Below are 17445 nucleotides of genomic sequence, written 5' to 3' on the forward strand. Positions count from 1 at the left end.
CTATTGGGTTCCTGCTTCTTTTTGTTTCAGCAAAGCATTTCCTCATTTTGAGGAATCTTATTTGCGATCCTAAAGATTTTAGGTTTCTTCATTTAGTAGAATAAAACTATGCAATTTTACTTTCTGATTTCGTATCAGGAAAGGCTAAACTTACAACAATTCCAACAATTAAACATATGAAGAAGGTTCCCGCTCTCGCTGAGACAATTGCTTCTAATGGAGAAAGTGTCCATATAATGGCACTAATAAAACCGGTAATAATAGTAGCAATAACTCCTAATCCAGATGTTTTTTTCCAGAAAAATATTAATAAAACAACAACAGAGAAAGTATTACCAATTCCAGCCCAAGCAAAGCCCACTACGCCACCAACAAATGAATCAGATAATAATGAAATAATAATTCCTAGAATACCACCTACAACAACCGTGATTCGAGAAATAGTTACTATTGTACGTTCATTTAACTTTATACCCATAGATTTATGAATAATATCCTCACTAACTGAAGTTGTTACAACTAATAATTGTGAGGAGGCAGTTGACATAATAGCAGCCAAAATAGCTGCAAAAATGATTCCGGCAATCCAAGGTGGTAATAAATGAGATACCATATAAGGTAAAATCATTTCTGAGTCTGCAATTGTATCTTGCTTATAAAGAACAGAACCGAATATCCCTACTAAAAATGCACCAATATAAACAATAATTGTCCATATGTACGCAACCCACTTAGCAGTTTTAAGTTCCTGTTCGCTTTTGATTGCCATAAAACGTGTACTTAATTGTGGTTGACCACCTAGAAATCCAAAGAACCATGAAAAGTTCGTTAATAACATGGCGCCAAGTGCCAAACCAGAAATTCCACCGAACCATTGGTCAGCTCCATTGTCCATTGAAGCTAATGATGCTGTGATTGATAAATCATTATTTTTTATTTCAATAAATGCTGCAATTGGCACAATAATAAATGCCAATACCATGAGAGCACTTTGTACAGCATCTGTCCATACAACAGACATAAATCCTCCCATACAAGCGTAGGCGATAATAATGATGGCAACTACTATCGTTCCGAAGGTAATATTAATACCTGAAATGGAATATAATGTTTTCCCTGTTCCTGAAAATTGGCCTGCGATATAAAATAGAGAAAATGCACCCATAATAATTGCAGATAACAAACGTATGATTGTTCCATGTTTTGGATATTTAGCAGCAAAATAGTCCGGTAGCGTAAAAACACCGTACTTTTTCCTCTCATTCATAAATTTCTTAGATAAGAAAACCCAAGAAAAAATAACTCCTAAAAACATTCCGGATAATAACCAGATCCCTGATAATCCGGCAAGATAAATGAATCCGACAGCTCCTAAAAACATATATGCTGATTCAGCTGTGGCCCTTTCTGAAAAGGCTAGAACCCAACCAGATAATTTATCTCCACCAAGAAAATAATCTGAAGAATTTAACCTTTTTCTACTAAAGTAAATACCAATTCCTATCAATATTAAAAGATAAATTGCAATTTCCGCATAAATAATAACACTATCTGACGTGAAATTCATGATGCTGCTATATCCCCTTTATAATTCATATTATCCCTATCTGATTTACAACGTAAACTCAGTACTATATACTATAGTTGTTCAAGACCTGTGTCAATATATTAATATATAAATATTTTAATAAGGAAGTGCTTTAAATGAATAAAGAGAGGGTTCAGATCCCCCCTTTGTCAATGCATAATATTACAACTAAACTCTTTACCCATGTGGAAAAGTCTGTAGTTTCAAAGTTTGGGGAAGAAGGAAAAGCTTTGATACAAAAAGGTGTTGAGAACTTTGGATTTAAAGATGCAGAGATAATTGCCACACAAGGAACCGTAGATGGCGAGAATCATACACTATTTAATTACATTCCTCTAAATCATTCTATGGAGAATAAATATCAAAATCTAACAATCTATGCTTTAATGGCGAAATTATTTGCTCAAATCAGCAAAGCAGTTGTTGACAGATTTGGAGAACAAGGGAAAGATGCTGTTCGTGAAGGTGTCCGTACATTCGGAGAAGAACGTGGTCGTGGGATTGCACAACGGGCACGTGTTAATGGAGAAGTGAATTCACGAGAAAATTATTTAACAAACTATGATATGGGTAGAAGTGAATTATTTACTTATACCACAGAATATAAGCCAGGCGAGATTGAACAAAACTTTACTGTTTGCCCATTTGGACAACAATGGGCTGATGACGATATGCATGAGTACGGAATTTTATATTGCCAAATGATTGATCCAGCTGTTGCAAAAGGATTTAACCCTGAATTTGAGGTTGAACATGATAAATATATCTTGAAAGATGGAAACTGTCATTTCCGCTTTAAATTGGCTGACAAAAAATAACTTTAATTGGAACGAATAATTAAGATACGTATACGCACTCAGTTAGTCTAAGAAATTGATGAAAGTTAAAATCGGTTTTCTAAAGTGCCTAATACAAAAAAGATTTGAAGGTAGGGTGATTTCCCTACCTTCTTTTTGGGGAGAAAACTGCTTTTCATTCAGAAATCACCCACTTTTATAACCAATTCGTTATTGAAGTTTTCCTCTACAGAGTATTGGGATTTGGTCTACGACTTCGTCTCCAGAGATAAGGTAGGCGTGGTCATAGAGGTTGCAGACTGGGCATATATGATTTGGTATGACTTCTAATGTTTCACCAATTGCAACTTGATTTCTAAATTTTTCATTATAGATGATTGCATGCTCATCATAAAGTTGGTCAATATGAACCCCATAGTTCTTGATATAACCTATCCCCGTAGTTGCACATATTCCTTCACTTCGCGATTGCATGGTGAGTCCCTTTGCACCGACATCTGTAATGACGCGTTCATTTGTTGGTTTGCTTATGACGGTAGTGAGGACAGTTGCCGCACATCTATCGTATGAACCAATTGCATTTCCTTGTGAAACATCCATGAGGATATAAGTACCAATACGAAGTTCAGTGATTCCCTCCATTACTCCAAAATCATGCATGAGCGGTGGAGTCGATCCAATGCTAACGGTTTCAAGTTTACAGCCTAACTCCTCAGCTAAATGTGCAAAATGAAGAGTACGTTTTTGCGCTTCATCATAAAGGCGGCGACATTCCTCAAGGTCCTTGGCTTTGTATGTATGACCATCGTGAGAAAAGATCCCTTTTACATTCACATGAGAGCAATTTTTAATATATTCTACTAAACTTGTATAATCACTTTCTTCTATAACACCTGAACGATTCTCACCCACTTCAATCTCGATAAGAACTTGAGCTGGCTTTTGACTATCACTAAATACTTTTTCAATCATTTCACATTGCTCAATACTGTCGACACCAAAGGAAATATCAATTGTTTCAGCAAGCTTTTTAATGCGATTTAATTTGACCTCTCCCACGATTTCGTTTGCTATAAAAATATCCTTCAGCCCGTGTTCAGCCATGACTTCTGCTTCGCCAACCTTCGCTACTGTAATACCCTTTGCACCTGCTTGCACCTGTAATTTAGCTAGTGCAGGCATTTTATGCGTCTTCGTATGCGGGCGTAGTTTTACACCATATTTATTAGCATAATTTTGCATTCTATTAATGTTGTCCATCATGATTTCTCGATCAATTAATAAGCTCGGTGTATCTAGTTCATACTTTTTCATTAAAACCACTCCTCACAAATTAATATAGTCTAGCTTCTAGTTACTTTTTAGACCTGCTCCACATAAAGGAAAGACTAGTTGTTGGTCTTTTAATTCGGGATATTTCTCTACATATTGTAAGTATCCGGCATAATTGGCTGCTGAAGTGATTTCAACATATATTCCTTTTAATGCAAGCTGCTTTCTTGCTTCTACTATACTTTCTTCAGACACACCGATTATGTCTCCACCAGTTTCTCTCACAGCCTGCAAGATTTCTGTTCCTCTTGCCGGTGCTGCAATGGCAATGCCCTCCGCTAAGGTTCCTGAATGTTCAATAGGTTCCACCGTTTTTTTACCTTCAACAAAAGCCTTCATAAGAGGTGCACAAACTTCTGCCTGTACAGCGAGAAGTTTTGGCATTTTCTCGATTTGCCCATTTGCTAATAGCTCTTGAAAGGCAATATAGGCTCCCATAAGCAATGTCCCATTTCCTACCGGGATGATAAATGCTTCAGGCATTTTGTTATTCAATTGCTCAAATACTTCATACACATTTGTTTTCGTACCTTCCCAAAAAATCGGGTTGTAGATATGACTTGCATAGAATGATTTTGTAGTTTCAACCATCGATATTGCTGCGTTTGCAGTATCTTCTCTCTTTCCAGGGATCTTATGAATAACCGCGCCATGTGCTTCAATCTGGGCTATTTTTTTACTAGAGGTTGATTCTGGAACGAAAATATCACATTGGATTCCGGCCCTTGCTCCATAGGCTGCAATGGCCGTTCCAGCATTACCGCTACTATCTGCAACGACCCTATCGATGCCAAGTTTTTTCGCCATGGCAATGAGCACTACAGCCCCACGATCTTTAAAAGACAAAGTAGGCATATAGTAATCCGCTTTGGCGTAAACATTATCATCAATTTTTATGAGTGGTGTCTCCCCTTCTCCTAACGTAATCTCTTGCCATACATCATCCTGTTCAAATGGAAGAGCATCGATATATTTCCAAAGAGAATGATTTCTGGATATGGAGGTTTCAGTAAAATCTACTGCCTTCTTCTCATAATCAAGGTTTAGTAATCCACCACAATCACATTTCCATTTATTACTTTCCAACGGATATGTTGATTGACATTCAAAACAAATATAGTTCATCATCAATCTTCCTTTTCTTAATCAATATAGGCTACTGCTTCAAGTTCTATCGAATATCCATAGTGTAGTTGATTAGTTGGAACAACAGCTCGTGCAGGCTTATGATCGCCAAAATACTGTTTGTATAAAGAATTAACGGTTTCCCATAATGAAATATCTGAAATATAAATCGTAACCTTCATGATGTCCTCTTTTTTGGCTCCTGCTGCTTCTAAAACATGGTCTAGATTGGTTAATACTTGTTTAGTTTCGGCAGTAATATCACCACTGACTCCTTCTCCTGTAAAGGGATCAACCGGGAGTTGACCTGATATAAAAAGTAAATTCCCCTTTTGTGTTGCAGCGGAATAATGCCCTGGGTTTGGCTTCGCACCATTAATTGTGATGAATTTCATTGAAAAAGCCTCCTTGAGATTAGAGTTTTTATGAATAAGACGTTTACCCTTTTGTTACTTTTTTTCTTTAATTTCTTCAATATAGCTGTATACCGTTACTTTTGAGATATTCAACTTCTCGGCAACTCTATCGATTGTTCCACGAATTAAGAAGATACCTTTTTGTTCCATAAATCGAACCATCTCAACCTTTTCATCACGTCTCAGCTGTTCTACTGGTCTATTGCCAATAATTTTATCAATCAAATCATTGGCTATTTCCTGAATATGCTCCGTTTCTTGCACATTTACCTGCTGTGGACTGTGTTTTGAAGGCTGATCCGGATGTTGAGGAATTAAGCTGCTTAACCAGTTTATATTTGCAGTAATTTGTGTAGTATCAATGTTAATGCAAAGGGCGCCAACAACCTTTTTGTCCTGATCTCTAATTAATAAAGTAGAAGATTTTATTAATCTTCCATCATCGGTATGGAAATAATAATTTGCTGAATAATCATTCGTAAAGTTTTGAGATAATAACACTTCTGTAACGAGATGGTTAAAGCTTTGTCCTACATTCCTTCCGGTTACATGGTTGTTAACAGTGTACACAACTGAACTTTGAGGCACTGTTAAATCATGCAGTACAACTTCGCAATCATTGCCAAATGTTTTGGCAATCACCTCTGCCACTGGAATGTACTGTTCAAGTATAGAATTCATAAGTAAATTCCTTTCATTAGGTCTGTTCAATTAAAATATATATAAATTTTTATATAAAATCAATATTTTTTTATATATAAAAATTAGAGTTAACGCTTATTATAAATAATTTAATAAATTTATATTGACTATTTATATAATTTTTTATATAAAAAGAATAAGAAGTGTATAAGTTTATATATTTTTTATCACAAAATGTAAGCGGTATCATAGTAAGGGGGGATTTAAGGAATTTAGCAACATTTTTCACCTATTATTTTCTTAATCTTAAAGTATATATTTAAGGGCGAGGCAACTTGTCCTACAAAGGAGGTTCTTATGAGAAAAATTGGTTTGCTTTCACAAATTTTAATTGCTTTTGTAATTGCTATTATTGTTGGTGCTATCGTTGGACCGAGTATTGAGGTTATTAGACCTCTCGGTGACTTATTCTTGCGGATGATCAAGTTTATTATCGTTCCTTTAGTTCTAGCTTCCCTTGTAGTGGGTGTGGCTGGTACGGGAGACATCAAAAAAATCGGTCGTATGGGTGGAATCACATTCTTTTATTATATTTTAACCACTGCATTCGCTGTCACCATCGGATTAATTCTTGCAAATATCTTTTCTCCAGGTAAAGGTTTAAATATTGATTCAACAGTTGACAAAGTCGAGCCGTCCGAGGCACCGGGGGTAATTGATACCTTGTTAAATATTATCCCCACTAATCCAATTGCTTCATTAGTAAACGGTGATATGTTGCAAATCATCTTCTTTGCCATCTTCCTTGGCCTAGCAATTACAATCTTAGGAGATAAAGCAAAAACGGTTTATAACTTCTTTGATGAACTTGCTGAAATTATGTATAAAATTACTGGTATCGTAATGAAATTGGCTCCAATCGGGGTTTTCGGTTTAATTGCGCCAACTGTTGGAGAATATGGGGTTTCAGTACTCCTTCCACTTTTAAAGGTAATTGTAGTCGTTTATCTCGGATGTATACTTCACGCTGTAATAACTTACTCAACCTCTGTTAAACTTTTCGCTAACATGAATCCACTTAAATTTTTTAAAGGAATCGCACCTGCTAGTCTCGTAGCATTCAGCACAACAAGTAGTTCAGGAACTCTGCCAATAACAATTAAAAACAGTGAAGAAAACCTTGGTGTTTCTAGAAAGGTAAGTAGCTTTGTTCTTCCGTTGGGAGCCACCATAAATATGGATGGAACCGCATTATATCAAGGGGTATGTGTGTTATTCATCGCACAGTTTTTCGGATATGATCTCTCATTCGCTCAACAGTTAACCATTGTACTAACAGCAACTCTTGCTTCAATTGGTACAGCAGGTGTACCAGGGGCTGGGTTAATCATGCTTACGATGGTTGTGACTTCAGTTGGACTTCCAGTAGAAGGTATTGCTCTCATTGCAGGAATTGATAGAATCCTAGATATGATTCGTACTTCTATAAATGTCACAGGGGATGCCTCCGCTGCTGTTGTAGTTAATGCGATTGAGGAAAAGCGAGATATTAAAATATCAAATCAAGTAAGCGTATAATGATATATAGTGAAAAGAATAAGGTTGTTGGAGATTTGTATAGTAAATCTTCAACAACCTGTTTTTATAAGGCGGGGATTACATGACCAAAAAAACACTAGGTATATTGGGCGGAATGGGGCCGCTTGCCACTGTTGATTTAATGACTAAAATCATTGCATTAACACCTGCTCAAAAAGACCAAGATCACATTCATATGATTGTTGATAACTACCCACAAATACCGGACCGGACCGAAGCCATATTGGGTAAAGGTACGAGCCCCCTATCTTTTATGATTGATTCCGCAAAACGATTAGAAGCAGCAGGGGCAGATTTCATTGCAATAGCGTGCAATACTGCCCACTATTATGTAGATGACATTCAAGATTCAGTCAACATCCCGATAATGAGCATGCCTAAAGAAACTGTAAAATTCATAGACACAGCCGGCTTTAAAACAATTGCGTTGTTAGCTACCGACGGGACAATTTCAACTAATTTATACCAAGAGTCACTTCGAAAACGCGGATTTACTGTTGTGGTACCGGACAAACTTACACAAGTGAGCATCATGGAAGGAATTTATGCTGTAAAAAGTGGAGATCTTAACAAAGGAAAAAAACTATTCCTTCATGCATCGAAAACAGTCATCGAACAAGGGGCGGAAGCAATAATCGCAGCTTGTACTGAAATCCCGCTCGTGTTAAGTGAATTAGACGGTACTAGCCTAATAGACCCGACACAAATCTTAGCGAAAAAAATTGTAGAAGCCAGTATATAAACAAATAACATGAAATCTTAACCAAGCACCCTCCTCTACTTGTATCACAACTCTTTTGGTATGATAATGGGACAGAGGGACAGGTCCCGTGTCCCACCTTGAAAAGTTGGTCGGACACGGGCATTGTACCAAACATAAAAAAGAGGTGTGTATTTGATGGAACAATTAATGTTTATTGAAACAGGAATGGGAATTGATGTTCATGGCCAGAACATTACGAAGGCAGCCGTTCGGGCCGTAAAAAATGCAATTCATTTTAATTCAATGCCAGGAATTCGATCTGTACTACCAGGCAATAGCTTAGACAATATGGTCGTGAACGTAAAGCTAGCGGTCCCTTGTGATAAAGAGGCATTGGATATCAATGCAGTTAAAGAGTGTATACCGTTTGGAAAAGTGTCAGTGGAAATTATGGATGGTGGAATGCTAACAACAAGTGGCATCGTCATCGAGGAAAAAGGCGATCAAAACGATTTTATGTACATAGTGGTTGCTTCAGTAGAAGTTGGGTACTAATGGGACACAGGGACAGGTCCACTGTCCCTCACCCAAAAAAGTGGATCAAGGGACCTGTCCCCTTGACCCACTTAATGTCTTCTTTTATAAACTATTTGTTTAGGTATGCCCAAGCGTATTGAGCGTAGAGCTCTGCCCCTGTGACCATTGCATCTTCGTCGATGTTGAATTTGCCGTGGTGGTGTGCCCATTGAGTGTCTTTTTCCGGATTACCTGAACCAACTAAGGCAAAGCAACCTGGGACTTCATCCAGGTAGAAACTGAAGTCTTCACCGCCCATTGTGGGCTTTTCTTCATAAAGTACTTCTTTTCCAAATGCTTCAGCTGCAACTTTCTGTACGAGCGTTGCACTTTCTTCACCATTAATGACAGCCTGTGTGCCACGGATATAGTCTACTTCAGCGCTTGCTCCGTAAATTGCAGCAACCTGTTCTGCATACACCTGGAGCTGCTTTTCAATATGATCACGAACTTCCGGATCAAAACAACGAACGGTTCCTTCAATTACTGCATTTTCAGCAATTACATTAAAGCGCGTGCCCACCGTCATTTTTCCAACCGTTAATACAGCTGATTTTTGAGGGTCAATCGTTCTTGAAACAACAGATTGAACATTCATCACAAAGGATGAGGCAACTATTGCGGCATCGATGCAATCCTGTGGAATTGCCCCATGTCCCCCTCTTCCTTTAAATTTCACCGTAAAAATATCTGCTGACGCGAACGAAGGTCCAGGGTTGCAGGACACTTTGCTTGTTGGCATTTGTGACCAAATATGCATTCCAAATACATTATCGACTCCCTCAACCGCTCCTTGTTTCACCATTTCTAAAGCGCCTGTTGCCACTTCTTCAGCCGGTTGGAAAATCAAGCGGACATTGCCTTGCAATTCCCCTTTTATGTCATTCAATGCCTTTGCAGCAATGAGAAGCATTGCAGTATGAGAATCATGGCCACATGCATGCATTTTGCCTTTTGTCTTAGAGACATATGGCAAATCCGAATTTAATTCTTCAACAGATAAAGCGTCCATATCCGCTCTCAATGCTACAGTTTCTCCTGGTTTTCCGCCCTTTATTTCTCCGATAACACCTGTCGGACTTGTTTTACGATACTCGATTCCTAGATCATCAAGATATTGTGCTACAAAAGCAGATGTGTTGTACTCTTCCCAAGACAATTCTGGCTCACTATGCAACTTCCTACGGATAGCTGTTAATTCTTCACTATAATGCTCGATTGCTTGTTTTACTTTTTCATTTACCATGCTATTCAACTCCATTTACATCATTATTTGCAGTTAAAAGGTTATTTAAGTTTTATAAAAATGATACAAATACTCCAGCTAGAATGACTGAAACGATTGTCACTGTGATAAATCCACCAACGAGCATCGGCGGTAACATATGACTAGTTAATACTTCTCTTTCTTTTTCATCCTTCGTCAATGAGTTAATAACTTCATTTGTGATAATATAATCAGCCGGAAAGCCATATAAGGCTGTTAGTGATACAGCAAATGCCATGTGTTTGCTGACTTTGAGTAATTTTCCTACGATGAATGAAAAAACATACATCCCGATCACGGCTAATCCAATTAAAACCACAAGAGGAGTTAAAATTTCAAGCATCATCCCAGGTGTTGCATTCTTGAGCCCATCAAAAACAAAAAGCATTAACCCCATAATCGCTAATCCGAATCCATTTGCCTTTTGTAGTGAGTGTGTTTCTAGGAAACCAATGCTCTTTCCGATAACCCCGAAGAGTAAGCACAGAACAAGAGCATTCACAGTCACAACCGGTGCTAATAAAGTTGAAACTAAATAAGCAAGATATCCAACAACTGCTAATCTCAAAAACTTGAAATATTCAGTATTATATTTTTCTGGAATTTTATCAATCCACTTAATCTTTGGAGCAGTTTCGGAAGTTGCCGCAACTTCTGCTTTTACTTCTTCCACTTTTGAAAGCTGACCACTGCGATATTGCTGTAATAGTTTTTTTCCTTCTTTTTTCAAAACAATTGAAGTAATTGGGTATCCTGCAAAACCTTGCATTACATAGATCACAATCGCAAAAACAGATAAGCTTGTAAGCCCTGCATTCGCTGCACCTTCTGACATGATTAATGCCGAAACAAGGCCACCAACTAATGGTGGAATGGCTACGATTACTGTTTGTAAATCAAAAATTAATGTTCCTATTCCAAAAAGAATCGCAATAATTCCTAGAATACCAGATAAAGCTATTACAATTGTTTTCCACTGTGCCACTAATTCTTTAATTGATAACAATGTTCCCATATTTACAATTAAGAGATACATCAACATCGTAGCTACAACAGATGGTATTCCTGCTAAAGCGACAATGTCTTGCGGAAAAAAGGTCCAATATCCTATTAAAAATAAGACTGCACACACAAACACGGATGGGATCCATGCTTTTGTTTTTATAGATATAAAGTCTCCGATAAAAAGTACAATAAGTAAAAGAACTAAAGCTAGCATTTGAGACATTATAAGTTCAACCCCTTTTTGTGTAAATTGTTATTATTTTTTAAATATAATAACATCTCAATGATAGAAATGAAAGATTTTTTTGAAAATAATTGAAATACCAAGTAATTACCAACTTATCATTCTTTTATTATCTTCATTTATTGTATGCGTTTACTATTTTAATATATATTTAACAAATCCCAACACCTCTTAAAAAAGAGTAAATGGTTGTTCTTAGTCATGGCATTCGTTCGGATTACTTTCAACCGATGAAGGACTTTACGGGCTCGAGCTCTGCTCGTTCGGGACTTCATACACCTGATGAAGCACTCTACGCGCTCAGGCTTCTCTCATGCGGGACTTCATACACCTGATGAAGACTCTACGCGATCGGACTACGCTCATGCGGGACTTCATACACTCGATGAAGGACTCTACAAGCACGCACTTCGCTCCGTCGGGACTTCATCCACTCAATGAAGGACTCTATATGCGCGGGCTACGCTCAAGCATGACTCCATCCACTATGTAGAATTAGAAGATATATATTAATGCATAATGACACTATTTTTCACAAAAAAAAAGAGATTGGTTCATTGCCAATCCCTTTAAAATCAATAACTGTGTTCATTATTCAACAGGTGAAAGTTCGTCTTCGGTGACCCACATATGATTGTTTATCTTTTCTCCGGTAGCTTCATCGGTGAAATCCACCATATAAACAGTTGTTTGTTCTGCTGTATCAATGGTTGCCTTAGCACCTTTCATGCCTTTCATATGATCAGCATGTAACACAACTTCATCGCCTGGTTTATAAGGTTCAGCACCTGCAGTTTCAATTTCTTCGTGAACCACCCATTTATGATTTTCTACTGGTTCACCACCATTTGTTGGAGTATATGTAACTGAATAGACTGTTGTAGTGAAGGCTCCTGATACTGTTGCTTCAGCACCATTCATCCCTGGCATATGATCCGCATGCATGATCACTTTACTACCAACTGGATAGGTTGGATTTTCTGCCTCCTCTAAACCTTCCGGAACCTCGTCAGAACCTGAGTGATGCATACCTGAATGATCCATTTCCTTATTAGAATCAGATTCTCCTCTATTATTATCCATAATTTCATGAGTGTCAGATTCTGTATCCGCATTTTCATTAGGTGTTGTTGCTTCATTACCTGCACATGCTGCTAAAAGGAAAAACAACAATAATGAAGCTAATCCTAATAATCTTTTTTTCATCATTACCTTCCTTTCAAACTTATTTAATTGTCCATATTAAATTATCAATAAATTGTGCAGATTTTATACAGTCATCATAGAATTTAATTTCCTATTTTCAATACTAAATTCCACACCCCTTTTTTGTAAAAAAAAAGACCCATCCAGGTCTTTTATCTACTTCTAACAAGCAGTTCTACTGCTTCTTTTACTAGTTCTTCTGTATTTTCACCTTTTTCATCTGCTTCTCTTACACATGAAACGAGGTTCGAGCTTACAATCACACCAATTGTACGATCAACCGCAGTTCTTGCAGCAGATAACTGAGTAATAACATCCTTACAATCTTTATTCTCCTCCATCATCCTTAAAATCCCACGTAACTGACCTTCGATTCTTTTAATCCTATTTTTTGTTTTATCATCATATTTCATATAAATGCCTCATCTCTAATAGTTTAATGTATCGGTATGTGACCGCATATTTACGGCAAAATTTACGAGAATTGATTATTGAGTATCCACTTTCTTGAAATGCTTTCAGTCTTAAAATTCGTATGGCAACATTTTTCTCAAGTCTTGCTGATGCCACAACAGTTATTTCATAACAATGCCTTGCCAAATAAGCGAATTCTCGATTACAACTTTGTATGAAATATTATAGTCTCTTATATCTATAACCTCAATATTCGTAAATCAACTTTTAGTACATCTTCACAGTGTATTCCGATTAAAGGAAAATACCTTTTGTATAGTTCCCATACTATAAATAGTAGCAAAAGACTAAATAAAATCAAATGCTACTAACCTCATTCCTATAAAGTTGAATCACTATAAAATATCCATCCAAATCTTTACTGCAGTTGCAGTGATTAATACGGCAAGGATAATTTGTAAAACCTTTGTGTTCATCTTCTTCCCTGCGTTTGCACCAAGCGGTGAAGCAATTAAACTTGCCACGATCATGATTACTGCTGGAAAATAATCAATTTGTCCTGTCGTGATTTTTCCTACAGTAGAACCAATTGATGAAATAAATGTAATCGCAAGTGAAGATGCGATTGTCATTCTAGTAGGAATTTTTAAGACAACGAGCATAATCGGAACGAGTAAAAATGCGCCGGCTGCTCCAACTATCCCCGCACCTAACCCTACGATAAAAGCAAGTATAGCAGCTAACCACTTATTAAACATCACTTGATCAAACGGAGTATCGTCAACATTCTTTTTCGGAATGAACATCATGATAGCAGCAATTAACGCTAATATTCCATAGACAACGTTAATACCACCTTCTGACATATATTTAGAGCCAAATCCCCCAACAAAACTACCTACTAAAATACTAATTCCCATATAGAGAATAAGTGTTTTATTTAAATAACCACCCTTACGATAAGCCCAGACACCGCCGATTGTTGCAAAGAATACTTGAACAGCACTGATTCCTGACACCTCATGAGCACTAAAAGCTGCTAATCCAAATAGAGGCGGAATATATAATAGCATTGGATATTTAATGATAGATCCACCGATTCCTAACATTCCAGAGATATATGAACCAATAAAACCAATTAAGAAGATTGTAATAATGAATGCAAAATCCATCGTATTTCCCCCATTCTATAGAAAAGGGAACCCAATAATGGTTCCCTAGACATATTCATTAACGTACTGCACAACGATTTGGTCCGATTTCCATTTCACGTTGTTTTTCATCATCAGGAGAAATTTTCCCCATATTTGTTTCACGAATCTCTTGATATGCATTTGGTTGTGGTGGTAGATTTTCTGTTACGATTTTTCTAAATTCTGCTTCTTCCTTAATATTCAGACCGTGGTTTTTTGCAAATAGTGTTCCAAGTTTTTCAGATACACTTCCATCTTCATTTAATTCGTCAATAATCATGAAGTGAGCTGGTAAAACCACAAGATCATCAGACAACTCCCTATAACGGTTATAAAGAGTTTCTCTTAGGTCCCCTACCCAATCCTGCGCTAAACCAGCAAGGTCCGGTCTACCGATTGAATCGATGAACAGAATATCTCCAGAAAGTAAGAACTTCTCATCTACAACGAAAGAAGTAGAACCAATTGTGTGACCTGGAGAATACAAGGCATGAATATTTATTGTCGTATTACCAATTGTCACGTCTTGACCACCTTCTAGAGCCGTGTATTCAAACGTTACTTCTGTAGCATCTTTTGGTGGTAACCAGTAAGTTGCATTTGTGGCTTCTGCGATTTTTCGTCCTCCTGAAATATGGTCAGCATGTAAGTGAGTATCAAATACATGTGAAATTTTTGCACCCTTACTCTCGGCAAAATCAAGGAAGATATCAGTCATACGAGTTGCATCGATAATCGCTGCTTCACCGTTTGATATAACCATGTAAGACAGACAGCCTTTTCCGATACGAACGAATTGATAAATTTCTCCGCCATCATTTAATTCACCCACTTTAACTGGCTCTAAATGCTCACTCCAAGCCTTCATACCACCTTTAAGGTATGATACTGTAAGTCCAGCTTCAGAAAGCATATTGGCTACCATGACAGATGAACCTTCTTTAGCACACACAACTAAGATTTCCTTATCTTTTGGCAGCTTTTCTAGGATTTCCTCAACCCCATCTAGTAGTTCAAAGTAGGGAATGTTTAAATAGTCGAAGTTTTCACCTTCAATTTTCCAATCGTTAAAATCATTTTCGTTACGAACGTCTAAGATAAACAATGAATCTTTATTAAACACTTTTTTCGTAACATCTTTTGCAGTCATTATGTGAATAGTCATTTCTCAAATTACCCCCTATGGTATATTTTTGATTAAAAAAATTTATACTTCTTATTTTGTAATACTTGTTGTGTTACCTGCCCAATTGCTCATTCCAGGTACGACATTCTTTACGTTCACAAATCCATTTTCAGTTAATTTTTGTGATGCTAAATCACTTCGACTACCAGTACGGCAAATCACATAAATCTCTTTCTCTTTACTTAATTCAGCATATCTATCTTCTAATTCTCCTAATGGAATAGAGATTGCTTCAGGAATATGATTAAATGCAAATTCTGCTGCTTCACGAACATCAAGAATAAGTACATCCTTACCGGATGCAATAGTAGCCTCCAGATCTTCGTTTGATACTACAATCGGATGTCTTTTCTCTGCTACTTCTTCACCGCTAGCTTTACGTATAAAATGTTTAAGTACATCGTCCTCTTCAAATGTACCAAGGTATTGATGTCCAGTACTCTCAGCCCATGCTTTTAAGTCGGCCTTTGAACCCTTATCAGTGGCTTGAATCTCTAAGACCTGACCACCCTCTAAATTATTCATTGCTTTTTTCGTTTTCACGATTGGCATCGGGCATGCTAACCCTTTTGCATCTAACACAGAGTTTGTTTTTAATGATTCCATCTATATTCCTCCCAATTATTAGACATATATGCAATGAATACGTATATGTCGAGATTTGTCTACCTAGTATATACCCCGATAGGTATTATGAAATCCAAAAAATTATTCTATTTTACCTTCCCAAGCGAGCATTCCGCCTTCCATATTAATCACTTTGAACCCTTGTCCTTCAAGGAATTGTGAAGCTCTTCCGCTTCGACCACCTGAACGACAAACCAGTACATACTCTTTTGACTTATCTAGTTCATGCATACGGAATTCAATTAAACCTAATGGGATATTGACTGCTCCTGGAATTTTACCTTCTTTCACTTCGTCTACTTGCCGTACATCAAGAATATTTAATGTTTTTTCATCAGCTAATAATTCTTCAACTTCTTTTGCAGTTAATTGTTTCATGTTTATTCCTCCTAAAATATATTATCTCCAGGCACTTAATCCGCCTTTGACATTTGTAATATTCATAAAGCCCATTTTCTTAAGTTGTTTACTAGCTTTTTGACTTCTCATGCCACTTTGGCAAATGACAACGACCTCTTTGTCCTTTGAAAGTTCAGTTGCTTTTTGTGAAAGCTGATGAAGAGGCATATTTTTAAATCCAGTAATATGGAACCCTTTGTACTCTCCAGGAGTACGAACATCAATAAATTGTTTATTTTTATTTTTAAGGTCATTCTTTAGTTCAGTTGTTGTTATATTTCGAACACCTTTAGCAGGTATAAAGCGTTGTACGATAAAAATTGCAATAAGCGCAATTAGGATATAATTGATATAATCCATGGTCATTCCTCACTCTTTCTTATTAGATAAATAAATTGACATTCCCGACTTCAGCATCTGCTAAATAAGCAGCAACTCCTGCATACTCAATGTTATCAAGGAGTTCTTCTTCCTTAAGACCAAGCAAATCCATGGTCATCGTACAAGCAACAAGTTTTACATCTTGTTCTTGTGCCATTTCGATTAGCTGTGGCAATTCCAGAGCATTGTGTTTTTTGATGACATCTTTTATCATTTTCGGGCCCATTCCCGCAAAGTTCATTTTTGAAAGTCCCATTTTGTCGGCGCCCTTTGGCATCATTTTGCCAAACATTTTTTCAATAAAGCTTTTTTCAACTTTAAGATCTTCATCCTTGCGTAGTGCATTTAATCCCCAGAAAGTGTGAAATATTGTCACTTCATGGTCATAGGCAGCCGCACCATTTGCAATAATATAGGCTGCCATTGCTTTGTCATAATCCCCACTAAATAAAACAATTGTTGTTTTCTTTGTGTCAGACATCGGTTTCCCTCCTATTTTTCACCTTTTTTTATATAAAACGTTAGAACTCCATTTTCTTCTTGCGTATCAAGGATTTCGTGTCCAGTCGATGCAGCCCATGCTGTTAGATCACTTTTTGCTCCTTTATCAGTTGTAAGAACTTGTAATATTTGACCCGACTGTAGGCCATCAATAGCTTTTTTTGTTTTCACGATTGGCATTGGACATGCTAAACCTTTTGCATTTAAAACTTTATCAATGTTCATATTTCTTACCCCCTTGAAT

General features: G+C 37.0%; 20 protein-coding genes. 4 read left to right on the forward strand and 16 right to left on the reverse strand.

Going from position 1 to position 17445, the window contains the following annotated elements:
• Nucleotides 1-106 precede the first annotated feature (106 nt).
• Nucleotides 107-1567 (reverse strand): sodium/proline symporter, encoded by a 1461-nt coding sequence (locus AC6CHV_RS09945; RefSeq protein ID WP_341332858.1) that lies wholly within the window; start codon nt 1565-1567, stop codon nt 107-109.
• A gap of 137 nt (nt 1568-1704) precedes the next feature.
• Between AC6CHV_RS09945 and AC6CHV_RS09950 the strand changes: the two genes are divergently transcribed.
• On the forward strand, nt 1705-2406 hold the full coding sequence (locus AC6CHV_RS09950; RefSeq protein WP_498078798.1) for an L-2-amino-thiazoline-4-carboxylic acid hydrolase: 702 nt from the start codon (nt 1705-1707) through the stop codon (nt 2404-2406).
• Between the two features lie 189 nt (nt 2407-2595).
• On the opposite strand, the gene AC6CHV_RS09955 is transcribed toward AC6CHV_RS09950, so the two are convergent.
• From AC6CHV_RS09955 to AC6CHV_RS09970, 4 genes are read right to left on the reverse strand one after another with little or no spacing between them, the layout of a single operon-like run.
• Nucleotides 2596-3699: an alanine racemase gene (locus AC6CHV_RS09955; protein ID WP_498078799.1), complete on the reverse strand. Its 1104-nt coding sequence runs from the start codon at nt 3697-3699 to the stop codon at nt 2596-2598.
• A 36-nt stretch (nt 3700-3735) separates the two neighbouring features.
• Nucleotides 3736-4845: a pyridoxal-phosphate dependent enzyme gene (locus AC6CHV_RS09960; protein WP_498078800.1), complete on the reverse strand. Its 1110-nt coding sequence runs from the start codon at nt 4843-4845 to the stop codon at nt 3736-3738.
• A gap of 14 nt (nt 4846-4859) precedes the next feature.
• Nucleotides 4860-5237 (reverse strand): Rid family detoxifying hydrolase, encoded by a 378-nt coding sequence (locus AC6CHV_RS09965; protein WP_498078801.1) that lies wholly within the window; start codon nt 5235-5237, stop codon nt 4860-4862.
• A 54-nt stretch (nt 5238-5291) separates the two neighbouring features.
• Nucleotides 5292-5939: a PAS domain-containing protein gene (locus AC6CHV_RS09970; RefSeq protein ID WP_498078802.1), complete on the reverse strand. Its 648-nt coding sequence runs from the start codon at nt 5937-5939 to the stop codon at nt 5292-5294.
• Nucleotides 5940-6257: 318 nt separating this feature from the next.
• On the opposite strand from AC6CHV_RS09970, the gene AC6CHV_RS09975 reads away from it, so the two are divergent.
• The 3 genes from AC6CHV_RS09975 (at nt 6258) to AC6CHV_RS09985 (ending at nt 8757) form a co-directional block, all read left to right on the forward strand.
• Entirely contained in the window at nt 6258-7478 is a 1221-nt protein-coding gene (locus tag AC6CHV_RS09975; protein WP_440274431.1) for a dicarboxylate/amino acid:cation symporter, read from the forward strand.
• An 82-nt stretch (nt 7479-7560) separates the two neighbouring features.
• Nucleotides 7561-8241, forward strand: a complete 681-nt coding sequence (cuyB, locus tag AC6CHV_RS09980) for a cysteate racemase (protein WP_341332865.1) — start codon at nt 7561-7563, stop codon at nt 8239-8241.
• Between the two features lie 156 nt (nt 8242-8397).
• Nucleotides 8398-8757: a Lin0512 family protein gene (locus AC6CHV_RS09985; protein ID WP_440274430.1), complete on the forward strand. Its 360-nt coding sequence runs from the start codon at nt 8398-8400 to the stop codon at nt 8755-8757.
• Between the two features lie 91 nt (nt 8758-8848).
• On the opposite strand, the gene AC6CHV_RS09990 is transcribed toward AC6CHV_RS09985, so the two are convergent.
• The 11 genes from AC6CHV_RS09990 to AC6CHV_RS10040 form a co-directional block, all read right to left on the reverse strand.
• Nucleotides 8849-10024: an amidohydrolase gene (locus AC6CHV_RS09990; RefSeq protein ID WP_121446900.1), complete on the reverse strand. Its 1176-nt coding sequence runs from the start codon at nt 10022-10024 to the stop codon at nt 8849-8851.
• Between the two features lie 52 nt (nt 10025-10076).
• Nucleotides 10077-11273 (reverse strand): hypothetical protein, encoded by a 1197-nt coding sequence (locus tag AC6CHV_RS09995; protein ID WP_498078803.1) that lies wholly within the window; start codon nt 11271-11273, stop codon nt 10077-10079.
• 612 nt (nt 11274-11885) lie between these two features.
• On the reverse strand, nt 11886-12503 hold the full coding sequence (locus AC6CHV_RS10000; protein ID WP_445724499.1) for a YdhK family protein: 618 nt from the start codon (nt 12501-12503) through the stop codon (nt 11886-11888).
• Between the two features lie 149 nt (nt 12504-12652).
• Nucleotides 12653-12913: a metal-sensitive transcriptional regulator gene (locus AC6CHV_RS10005; RefSeq protein ID WP_341332869.1), complete on the reverse strand. Its 261-nt coding sequence runs from the start codon at nt 12911-12913 to the stop codon at nt 12653-12655.
• 396 nt (nt 12914-13309) lie between these two features.
• A complete protein-coding gene (locus AC6CHV_RS10010) occupies nt 13310-14086 on the reverse strand; it encodes a sulfite exporter TauE/SafE family protein (protein ID WP_341332870.1) in 777 nt (258 codons plus the stop codon).
• Nucleotides 14087-14144: 58 nt separating this feature from the next.
• The gene (locus AC6CHV_RS10015) at nt 14145-15272 is read right to left on the reverse strand and encodes an MBL fold metallo-hydrolase (protein ID WP_341332871.1); all 1128 of its coding nucleotides are present in this window, start codon (nt 15270-15272) and stop codon (nt 14145-14147) included.
• A gap of 51 nt (nt 15273-15323) precedes the next feature.
• A complete protein-coding gene (locus AC6CHV_RS10020) occupies nt 15324-15899 on the reverse strand; it encodes a sulfurtransferase TusA family protein (RefSeq protein ID WP_498078804.1) in 576 nt (191 codons plus the stop codon).
• Between the two features lie 102 nt (nt 15900-16001).
• Nucleotides 16002-16298 carry a rhodanese-like domain-containing protein gene (locus AC6CHV_RS10025; protein ID WP_498078805.1) on the reverse strand — a complete coding sequence of 99 codons (297 nt, stop codon included), beginning with the start codon at nt 16296-16298 and terminating at the stop codon, nt 16002-16004.
• A gap of 21 nt (nt 16299-16319) precedes the next feature.
• Complete coding sequence (locus AC6CHV_RS10030; protein ID WP_498078806.1) at nt 16320-16679, reverse strand: rhodanese-like domain-containing protein; 360 nt, start codon at nt 16677-16679, stop codon at nt 16320-16322.
• Nucleotides 16680-16701: 22 nt separating this feature from the next.
• On the reverse strand, nt 16702-17181 hold the full coding sequence (locus AC6CHV_RS10035) for a DsrE/DsrF/DrsH-like family protein (protein WP_498078807.1): 480 nt from the start codon (nt 17179-17181) through the stop codon (nt 16702-16704).
• Nucleotides 17182-17192: 11 nt separating this feature from the next.
• Nucleotides 17193-17426: a sulfurtransferase TusA family protein gene (locus AC6CHV_RS10040; RefSeq protein WP_498078808.1), complete on the reverse strand. Its 234-nt coding sequence runs from the start codon at nt 17424-17426 to the stop codon at nt 17193-17195.
• Nucleotides 17427-17445: the final 19 nt, after the last annotated feature.

This window comes from Ferdinandcohnia sp. GQ5 (assembly GCF_059759275.1).

What these genes read in the sequence shown, in the direction of transcription:
- AC6CHV_RS10005 (WP_341332869.1), bottom strand. Translation starts at nt 12,913, where the DNA reads ATGAAATATGATGATAAAACAAAAAATAGGATTAAAAGAATCGAAGGT.
- AC6CHV_RS09990 (WP_121446900.1), bottom strand. Translation starts at nt 10,024, where the DNA reads ATGGTAAATGAAAAAGTAAAACAAGCAATCGAGCATTATAGTGAAGAA.
- AC6CHV_RS10010 (WP_341332870.1), bottom strand. Translation starts at nt 14,086, where the DNA reads ATGGATTTTGCATTCATTATTACAATCTTCTTAATTGGTTTTATTGGT.
- AC6CHV_RS09970 (WP_498078802.1), bottom strand. Translation starts at nt 5,939, where the DNA reads ATGAATTCTATACTTGAACAGTACATTCCAGTGGCAGAGGTGATTGCC.
- AC6CHV_RS10015 (WP_341332871.1), bottom strand. Translation starts at nt 15,272, where the DNA reads ATGACTATTCACATAATGACTGCAAAAGATGTTACGAAAAAAGTGTTT.
- AC6CHV_RS09985 (WP_440274430.1), top strand. Translation starts at nt 8,398, where the DNA reads ATGGAACAATTAATGTTTATTGAAACAGGAATGGGAATTGATGTTCAT.
- cuyB (WP_341332865.1), top strand. Translation starts at nt 7,561, where the DNA reads ATGACCAAAAAAACACTAGGTATATTGGGCGGAATGGGGCCGCTTGCC.
- AC6CHV_RS10000 (WP_445724499.1), bottom strand. Translation starts at nt 12,503, where the DNA reads ATGATGAAAAAAAGATTATTAGGATTAGCTTCATTATTGTTGTTTTTC.
- AC6CHV_RS09995 (WP_498078803.1), bottom strand. Translation starts at nt 11,273, where the DNA reads ATGTCTCAAATGCTAGCTTTAGTTCTTTTACTTATTGTACTTTTTATC.
- AC6CHV_RS10020 (WP_498078804.1), bottom strand. Translation starts at nt 15,899, where the DNA reads ATGGAATCATTAAAAACAAACTCTGTGTTAGATGCAAAAGGGTTAGCA.
- AC6CHV_RS10025 (WP_498078805.1), bottom strand. Translation starts at nt 16,298, where the DNA reads ATGAAACAATTAACTGCAAAAGAAGTTGAAGAATTATTAGCTGATGAA.
- AC6CHV_RS09975 (WP_440274431.1), top strand. Translation starts at nt 6,258, where the DNA reads ATGAGAAAAATTGGTTTGCTTTCACAAATTTTAATTGCTTTTGTAATT.
- AC6CHV_RS09945 (WP_341332858.1), bottom strand. Translation starts at nt 1,567, where the DNA reads ATGAATTTCACGTCAGATAGTGTTATTATTTATGCGGAAATTGCAATT.
- AC6CHV_RS09950 (WP_498078798.1), top strand. Translation starts at nt 1,705, where the DNA reads ATGAATAAAGAGAGGGTTCAGATCCCCCCTTTGTCAATGCATAATATT.
- AC6CHV_RS09955 (WP_498078799.1), bottom strand. Translation starts at nt 3,699, where the DNA reads ATGAAAAAGTATGAACTAGATACACCGAGCTTATTAATTGATCGAGAA.
- AC6CHV_RS10040 (WP_498078808.1), bottom strand. Translation starts at nt 17,426, where the DNA reads ATGAACATTGATAAAGTTTTAAATGCAAAAGGTTTAGCATGTCCAATG.
- AC6CHV_RS10035 (WP_498078807.1), bottom strand. Translation starts at nt 17,181, where the DNA reads ATGTCTGACACAAAGAAAACAACAATTGTTTTATTTAGTGGGGATTAT.
- AC6CHV_RS10030 (WP_498078806.1), bottom strand. Translation starts at nt 16,679, where the DNA reads ATGGATTATATCAATTATATCCTAATTGCGCTTATTGCAATTTTTATC.
- AC6CHV_RS09965 (WP_498078801.1), bottom strand. Translation starts at nt 5,237, where the DNA reads ATGAAATTCATCACAATTAATGGTGCGAAGCCAAACCCAGGGCATTAT.
- AC6CHV_RS09960 (WP_498078800.1), bottom strand. Translation starts at nt 4,845, where the DNA reads ATGATGAACTATATTTGTTTTGAATGTCAATCAACATATCCGTTGGAA.